The sequence below is a fragment of the Pseudomonas sp. PA-1-6B genome (assembly GCF_021609545.1).
GTDB lineage: Bacteria > Pseudomonadota > Gammaproteobacteria > Pseudomonadales > Pseudomonadaceae > Aquipseudomonas > Aquipseudomonas fluorescens_BV.
Genome location: NZ_WJZM01000072.1, coordinates 19,338 through 27,137, shown reverse-complemented (window position 1 = coordinate 27,137; position 7,800 = coordinate 19,338). Strand labels below are relative to the sequence as shown.

At 57.5% G+C, this 7,800-nt stretch carries 4 protein-coding genes and 2 rRNA genes; 3 read left to right on the top strand and 3 right to left on the bottom strand.

All coding sequences use genetic code 11. From position 1 onward, the window contains the following. The 3 genes from rrf (GIV35_RS24435) to GIV35_RS24425 all read left to right on the top strand — a co-directional run. A 5S ribosomal RNA gene (gene rrf, locus GIV35_RS24435) occupies nt 1–110 on the top strand; the annotation flags it as partial. A 109-nt stretch (nt 111–219) separates the two neighbouring features. Then, nucleotides 220–335: ribosomal RNA gene (gene rrf / locus GIV35_RS24430) — 5S ribosomal RNA — on the top strand. 274 nt (nt 336–609) lie between these two features. Next, nucleotides 610–2,490 carry a methyl-accepting chemotaxis protein gene (locus tag GIV35_RS24425; protein WP_105225318.1) on the top strand — a complete coding sequence of 627 codons (1,881 nt, stop codon included), beginning with the start codon at nt 610–612 and terminating at the stop codon, nt 2,488–2,490. A 63-nt stretch (nt 2,491–2,553) separates the two neighbouring features. On the opposite strand, the gene GIV35_RS24420 is transcribed toward GIV35_RS24425, so the two are convergent. The 3 genes from GIV35_RS24420 to GIV35_RS24410 are packed head-to-tail and all read right to left on the bottom strand — an operon-like array spanning nt 2,554 to nt 7,630. Then, a complete protein-coding gene (locus tag GIV35_RS24420; RefSeq protein ID WP_213154163.1) occupies nt 2,554–5,931 on the bottom strand; it encodes an amino acid adenylation domain-containing protein in 3,378 nt (1,125 codons plus the stop codon). Next, the gene (locus tag GIV35_RS24415) at nt 5,928–6,875 is read right to left on the bottom strand and encodes a diiron oxygenase (RefSeq protein WP_105225320.1); all 948 of its coding nucleotides are present in this window, start codon (nt 6,873–6,875) and stop codon (nt 5,928–5,930) included. Before GIV35_RS24415 ends, GIV35_RS24420 begins: the two co-directional genes overlap by 4 nt. Then, a complete protein-coding gene (locus tag GIV35_RS24410; protein ID WP_236264983.1) occupies nt 6,872–7,630 on the bottom strand; it encodes a DUF3050 domain-containing protein in 759 nt (252 codons plus the stop codon). Before GIV35_RS24410 ends, GIV35_RS24415 begins: the two co-directional genes overlap by 4 nt. Nucleotides 7,631–7,800 lie beyond the last annotated feature (170 nt).

Sequence of the window (7,800 nt, the reverse complement as noted above, 5' to 3'; positions counted from 1 at the left end):
GACCATAGAGCATTGGAACCACCTGATCCCATCCCGAACTCAGCAGTGAAACGATGCATCGCCGATGGTAGTGTGGGGTTTCCCCATGTGAGAGTAGGTCATCGTCAAGATTAAATTCCAAAACCCCTGTCTGCTAACGCAGACAGGGGTTTTGTTTATGTAGAAGCTCATGAATTTCACCGGCACGTTGCCAACACAACGGTCTGGTACACAGAATTTCTTGACGACCATAGAGCATTGGAACCACCTGATCCCATCCCGAACTCAGCAGTGAAACGATGCATCGCCGATGGTAGTGTGGGGTTTCCCCATGTGAGAGTAGGTCATCGTCAAGATTGAATTCCGAAACCCCTGTCTGCTAACGCAGACAGGGGTTTTGTCGTTTAGGGCGGCCCACCGCAGCAAATCTGCCTTACGGCTACCGCCTGTCGGTTTCCTACGTTAAAAGAAGATGCTTCTCACAAATTCCTAAGATTTGTCGAAGTTTAGCCGAAAGCCTGACGAGCCATGCGTGCACCGAAATAGAGCGACCGCAGAGTCCGCCTATCCCGTTACATGGAATGTTCCACTCGGCACGCTCACCCCCCTTTGGCAAAAGAAGTCGATGAAATGAATCTCAAGTTCAGTCATAAAATTCTGTTGGCCGCGTCAGGCGTCGTGGTTTTAGCCTTCGCGTTATTTACCCTCTACAACGACTACCTGCAGCGCAGCACCATCAGGCAAAACCTGACATCGTCCATCCAGCAATCTGGCGAGCTTACCGCCAGCAGTGTGCAGAACTGGCTCAGTGGTCGCATCCTGGTCCTCGAGAACCTGGCGCAGAACGTTGCCCACCAGGGCAGCGCCGCCGACCTCCCAGGTTTGGTCGATCAGCCAGCATTCACCACCAATTTCCAGTTCACCTATGTAGGTCAAACCAATGGGGTATTCACCCAGCGCCCTGACGCGAAGATGCCTGACGACTACGACCCCCGTCAGCGCCCTTGGTACAAGCAAGCAGTAGTGGCGGACAAAACCATGCTTACTCCGCCTTATATGGCGGCTGTGGGCGGTCAGATTGTGACAATTGCCATGCCGGTGAAAAAGAATGGCGAGTTGTTGGGTGTTGTCGGTGGTGACCTGAGCCTGCAGACACTTGTGAAGATCATCAACTCGGTAGACTTCGGTGGTATCGGCCATGCGTTCCTGGTCAGCGGTGATGGCCAGGTCATCGTCAGTCCGGACCAGGACCAGGTGATGAAGAATCTCAAGGACATCTATCCCGGCACCGACGTGCGCATTGAGAAGCTCAATCAGGACGTTGTCCTCAACGGTCAGGATCGTATCCTTTCCTTCACGCCTATCAGCGGCTTGCCTGGCGCTGACTGGTACATCGGCCTTTCGATCGACAAAGAAAAAGCCTATGCCCCGCTTGGCAAATTCCGTACTTCGGCCTTGATTGCGATGTTGATTGCCGTTGTGGCTATTGCGGTACTCCTGAGCCTGTTGATTCAAGTACTGTTGCGCCCGTTGACCACCATGGGCGTGGCCATGCAGGACATTGCCCAAGGCGAAGGTGATTTGACCCGACGTCTCGACGTGACCAGCAAAGACGAGTTCGGCGAGGTCGGCAGCGCATTCAACCAGTTCGTCGAGCGAATTCACGCGTCGATTTCCGAAGTGTCTTCGGCAACGCGCCAGGTGCACGATTTGTCCCAGCGTGTGATGGCTTCATCCAATGCGTCGATCATCGGTTCTGACGAACAGAGCGCACGTACCAACAGCGTGGCTGCAGCCATCAACGAACTAGGGGCCGCCACCCAGGAAATCGCGCGCAACGCTGCTGATGCGTCCCAGCATGCCAGTGGTGCCAGCGAACAAGCTGACGATGGTCGTAAAGTGGTGGAGCAAACCATTCAGGCGATGTCGGAGCTTTCGCAAAAGATCAGCCTGTCCTGCACTCAGATCGAAACCCTTAATGCCAGTACCGATAACATCGGACACATCCTGGATGTGATCAAAGGCATTTCCCAGCAAACCAACTTGCTCGCCCTAAACGCGGCGATCGAAGCGGCCCGTGCTGGCGAAGCAGGGCGTGGTTTTGCCGTCGTGGCGGATGAAGTGCGCAATTTGGCGCACCGTACCCAGGAGTCGGCAGAAGAAATCCACAAGATGATCACTTCGCTGCAAGTGGGTTCGCGCGAAGCCGTGACCACCATGAACGCCAGCCAGGCTTCCAGCGAAGAAAGCGTCGAAGTCGCTAACCAGGCAGGTGAGCGTCTGGTCAGCGTGACGCAACGTATCGTTGAGATCGATGGCATGAACCAATCCGTCGCGGCCGCCACTGAAGAGCAGACCGCCGTGGTTGAAACCCTCAACGTCGATATCAACCAGATCAACTTGCTGAACCAGCAGGGTGTGGCCAACCTCAACGAGACGCTCAAGGACTGCGATGCGCTGTCCCAGCAGGCCAGCCGACTGAAGCAATTGGTCGATAGCTTCAAGATCTGATCCTGACCGCATCGGAGCGAGGCCTCTCGCTCCGATCGCTTGGTCTCACGTCCAGGGTGCTATTCAGAGGAAGCTGATAGCGCTCAGATAGTCGCAGCCTTTGCGTAACAGCGCCTGGCTCTTGGGTGGATAGCACATGCCCATTTTTTTCACGCCCCACCGGGCATTGTCGTAACGGATCATCGACGTGTCACCGATGTCTTCGCCCAGTTCGTCCAGGTAAAAGCCCAGCACTCCGAACAACGCGTTCTTGCGGTTCACTTTGCGCAATGCCCGTTGCCAGTGCTCAACGCTGACTCGGTCAAAAACGTGCCCAGCCTCGCTGAATACATCGAGGTACTGATCCCAACTCAAGGGCAACGGGTTGTGCAGGTTGAACACGTTTCGCCCAGGGTCAAAGCGCGCGCTGTGGTAGGCGATGAAACGCGCCAGGAAGTCCACCGGCATCAGATCGAAATTGGCGTCCAGTCGCGGGACCATCCCTAATTGCAGAGACCCCTTGAGCATCAACATCAAGCGGTTTTTCTGTGGCTGGCAAACACCGTTCTGGCTGTTGAAGCTGATATTTCCCGGCCGATGAATATTGACCCAGGCCCCTTGCTCGACTGCCCGTCCTAACAGCCGCTCGGCTACCCACTTGGAGAGGTTGTAGCCATTTTTCACATAAAGCGGCAGTGCGCGTCGGGCAGGCGCTTCAAGCACGAACCCGTCGACGTCCACGCTGCTGCAGGCTGACAGCGTCGAGATGAAATTGAGGACCTTCTTGCAATGGGTCTCGCAAAGACGCAGGCATTCCAGCACCGGCTCGACGTTGTCCTTGGCGAGTGAGGCGTAATCCATCACATGATTGACCTGCGCGGCGTTATGCACCACCACGCCGTAATGACGGGCGAGGTGCTCGTACACGTCGTCGGCCAAGCCCAGGCGAGGTTTACGAATATCGGCGGCATATACCTGCACTCGGCTCAGGTCCAGATGTTCCAAGCGGTATTCGCGCAATGCCTGGGCGAACCTTGTCGCTGCCGAATGGCCGGGCAACTCGCGCACCAGGCACGCCACGTCCTGCGCCCCGCCAGCCAGCAGTGCCTGGACAATATGAACCCCGACAAAGCTGTTCGCGCCGGTGACGATGGCTTTGCGCGAGTCTCCCGCAAGGGTCTCGGGCAGCACCTCGACCTCCAGTGCTCGCGTCGCATCTTGTTCCATCTGGTCGGATGGTGTATCCGGCAGTGCACTGCCATCCATGAGTGCGGCCAATGTGCGGATGGTCGGCGTCTCAAAAAAGGGGCTCAGGCAGAAGCTGCGTCCAAACTGCTCGCGCAGGCGTAGCAACAGGGTCGACAACAGGATGGAGTGGCCACCGAGGTTGAAAAAACTCTCATCAATCGAGAGTTCGCCTGCGGGTAATCCCAGCAGCTCACCCCACACGTCAGCCAGTTGTGCCTGCAAAGGGTCTTGTATGCGACAGCGATCCATCCCGATGGGTATGGGTATTGGCATGGCCAGCAAGGCCTTGCGATCGATCTTGCCGTTATTCGAACGGGGCATGCATGCCAGTTCGCTCCAAGCGCTGGGCTGCATATGCACGGGCAACCACTGTCGAGCATGTTCCTTCAGGCTTGCCAGCGTAGCGCCAGATTCCGGCTGGGCGGCAAAGCCGATGACTCTGTGTGCCGTATCGATCACCACTGCCACTTGGCGAAACAAGCGACTATCGCGCAAGCACTGTTCAATATCCTGAGGCTGAACTCGAAACCCGCGGATCTTGACTTGCTCATCCCTGCGGCCGCCCAGTTCGATGCCCTCTTGCGTCCATTTTGCCAAGTCGCCGCTGCGATAAGCCTGTAGCACTTGGCCATTTGGCAGTGTCAGCGTCACGAACGGATTGTCGGCCCGCGAGAGTGTATTCGAATAACCCAGGCTTACTCCGGGACCGACAATGTACAAGTCGCCCATTACCTGTTCATCCACGGGCTGCAGGTTCTCGTCGAGAATCAGCACCTGGCTGTTAGCGATGGGGAGGCCGATATTGCGATGGCTGTCACCTCGTTGGAATACCCGATGGGTCGCCAACACAGTGGCCTCGGTCGGCCCATAGAGGTTATGCAGCTGGCATTGACCGGCCAGTTGTTCGATCACGCAGGGCTCGCAGAAATCACCTCCGGTCAGTAAATGAGTCATGCCCAATGGCTGATCCAGCGGCAGGATGCTGAGCAGTGCCGGTGGCACAAACCCGTGAGTGACGCGTTGCTTGCGAATCAGCTCTACCAGTTGCTGAGGGTCGTGACGTTGGTCTGGGCTGGGCACAATCAACTCGGCGCCGGCGATCAATGCAGGGAAAATATCGATCAGTGAAGAATCGAAGCCCAGTGGCGAAAATTGCAGGACGCGACTGTGTTGATCCAACGCCACGCAACTGACGAGCCAGGCCGTGAAGTGCGCCAGGTTGTATTGGCTCAGCAGTACCCCCTTGGGCTGGCCCGTCGTACCCGAGGTGAACAGTGCCACGCACGGCTCGTCGGCACGGGGGGGACGGTGCATCAGCGGTTGCGTCATGTCGGCGCTGTGCGCGGCCACCTGGCTCACATCAAGTGAAACGAAACGCTCTCGCAATGGGTGCTGGCCATTCTCCAGCAGCACACAGGCCTTGAGGCTGGTCAGCATGCAGTGCTGGCGTTGCTCCGGGTGGTCAGGCACCAGCGGCAAATACACGGCGCCACAGCCAAGCACCGCGAGAATACTGGCGTACAACTCGGCAGATTTCTCCAGGCATACGCCGACCACTTGTGGAGCCTCGGCATCCTCCAGCAAGGGAAGCAGGCGTTGTTGAATAGCCATGGCTTGTTGCTGGAGCTGCCGATAAGTCAGCGCGTGACCGGCGATGTTCAGCACTGTTCGATGCGCGAAGGTATTGAGGCTGGCCTGCAGCCGTTCGATCATGGGCGTTCGGGCCGCGTGCAGTAAGGCAGGGTCCGCCGTGTGGTTGAACCGGTGCATGAAAGCCAAGGCATCCAACTCTTGCAGGCCCTGTTCAGGCCAGGCGTTAGCAGCGGCCGTTGCCGAGAAATAAGCGGGGTCTCTTGAAAAACCGCAGACCAACAAAGCAGCCCACTCCACCACTGCATTCGTTGCCTGCTGACGCAACCGCTGCCCATTGCCGCTGGGTTCCTGGGCAACGTCGTGCACCGTCAGCAGGCGCCACTCCCGGTCGTAGCAGCGCAACTGCAATGAGGGCAGCCCGTGTTCGCAGAGCGGGCCGATACCCACGCGCAAGCTTAACCATGGCGCACTGGCGGGCGAGGGCGGCAGCGGCTGACTCCCGTCTTCAATAACCAGATCCACAGACCCCGTTCCTGCCACATGCCCATATTGCTCCAGCTCCTGCCTGAGCGCCGCCAGAGCGTTACCGGTACCACGCCACTCGATCTGCAAGCGCCTCATGCCAACCTCCTCGATACGGGCAGGTAGTCGCTCAGGGCTCGTGCCACGCTGGGGGTTTGCAGTACGCCGCTGTGGTGCAGTAGGCCCATGATATTGGCCAGCAGCGGATGTTGGTGGGTGATGGGAAAGTCCAGCGCCTGGATTTCGTCGCGCAGTGCCCGGCGCGTATCGGCACTGATAGCCAAGTGTTCGATCAGTTGCAGATCGAAGTCTTTCTGTAGGTCGTTGGTCAGGTAGTGCGTCAGGAACACGGGCAGGGCTTGAGCAATGTGGTCGCGATCTTCAGAGCTTGCCGATTGCCAGTAGAGGCGCACCAACTGTGTCCAGAACCGCGCATGCCGCCCTTCATCAAACAGATGATCGGCCATCAGGCCGCGGACAGAGGATTTGACGCTGCCATCTTTGGAAAACGCTGCGACGTCATGGGTGACGGTGTTCTCAGCGATGGCGACGCCGATCAACTCTACGGCATCGTGCAAGTATGCCGGTACCTGTGCCTGGGCTGCCGGCAGCGCGCGGCCCAATTCAATTTGCCCGGGTAGATCGAGCGGTTGGATTCCGGTCATCTGCACGGCTTGCTGCAGGAAATCCAGCGCGACCAGCGCGTGATAATCCTCGTCGACAACGACCGTCATCGCATCGTAGCGGCAGGCGAGCGGGAAGGGCAGGGAGAAGCGATTTTTAGCGATGCTGCGAGCGGTTTTGTCGACGATCTCTGTTTCGAAAATCACCACGTCATTGATGAATTTATAGAAGCTTTGCACCAGCACGAAGTCGCGCCATTGCGGGCAGTGCTTGAGAAAGGTTGCACTCAGCACCAGAGGCTGACGGCACAGGGGGAAGATGAGTTTGTCGTCGTCTTCCAACATCCGCCGGGGGCGTGTGCGGATGGTTGCGCGACGCTCCCAGTCATCGGCAAAGGATTGGTAATGAGCGGCGTTCACGGACGTACCTCATGCATCGAGGCCAGTACGTCGTCCCAGAGGGTAATACGACTCTGCACGGCGCACAGGGCTGCGTTATCGGCCTGTCGCTGACGGCTGGGGTCTGCGTCGACCAGGCGCTGTAGCAGCTGTTGCGCCGCAGGCTCGTGATCATCGCTGTCTATTTCGATATGGCGGCTGAGGTAGTGACATAGCGTAGGGGCCTGCCGACCTATGAATGCATGGCTATGCAAAAGCCTTTCGAACATTGACGGAATCACACACTCTCGGCCATGCAGGAACGCCGCCGCCACACAGTGGGTCGGAGCGCTCAGGGCAATTTGTAAGGTGCTGTCGACGAAGCGGGCGACGCCCTGGGGCGCATCGATCATCTGCAAGGCTGCGCTTACCTCCACTCCCTGGCTTTGCAGGTCGATAAAGCGAGTGATTGGGACCGTGCTGGCGCCCACTTCCGTCATTGCGTCCAGGTACAGCTCGAAGTGGCTGCAATAGCCCCGCGTCGGGTGCTCGTCCGACTCTTCCGCCAGCACGATTTCATTAATCAAGCGGGCTGCGTGCGGGTCAGTGGAGGGGAGCCAGGGCAACTGCATGCAAGTGAGGTCCTGTTGCAGGCGTTTGGTCAGGCTCATGAAATCCCAGACAGCAAATACGTGGTGTTTCATGAAGTGTTGTAACTTGCCGAGGCTGTTTACTTCTATAAATAACGGATGATCAAAAAGTTGTCGTTTTTTTTGCGCGAGTGAATGTTGATACATGGTTGACGCCTATGAAATGTTGCGAGTGCTCTAAAAAGCGGTGTTGGAATATTATAGTTGTGAGCGCAAGACTAACTTGAGCGCGGCCACGCGCACGGCGAGGCCTTTTAACTAGGCAGACGCAGCAGAGTGAGAGGTGTGGCTTGCTGGGAGACGATAATAAGCTGATT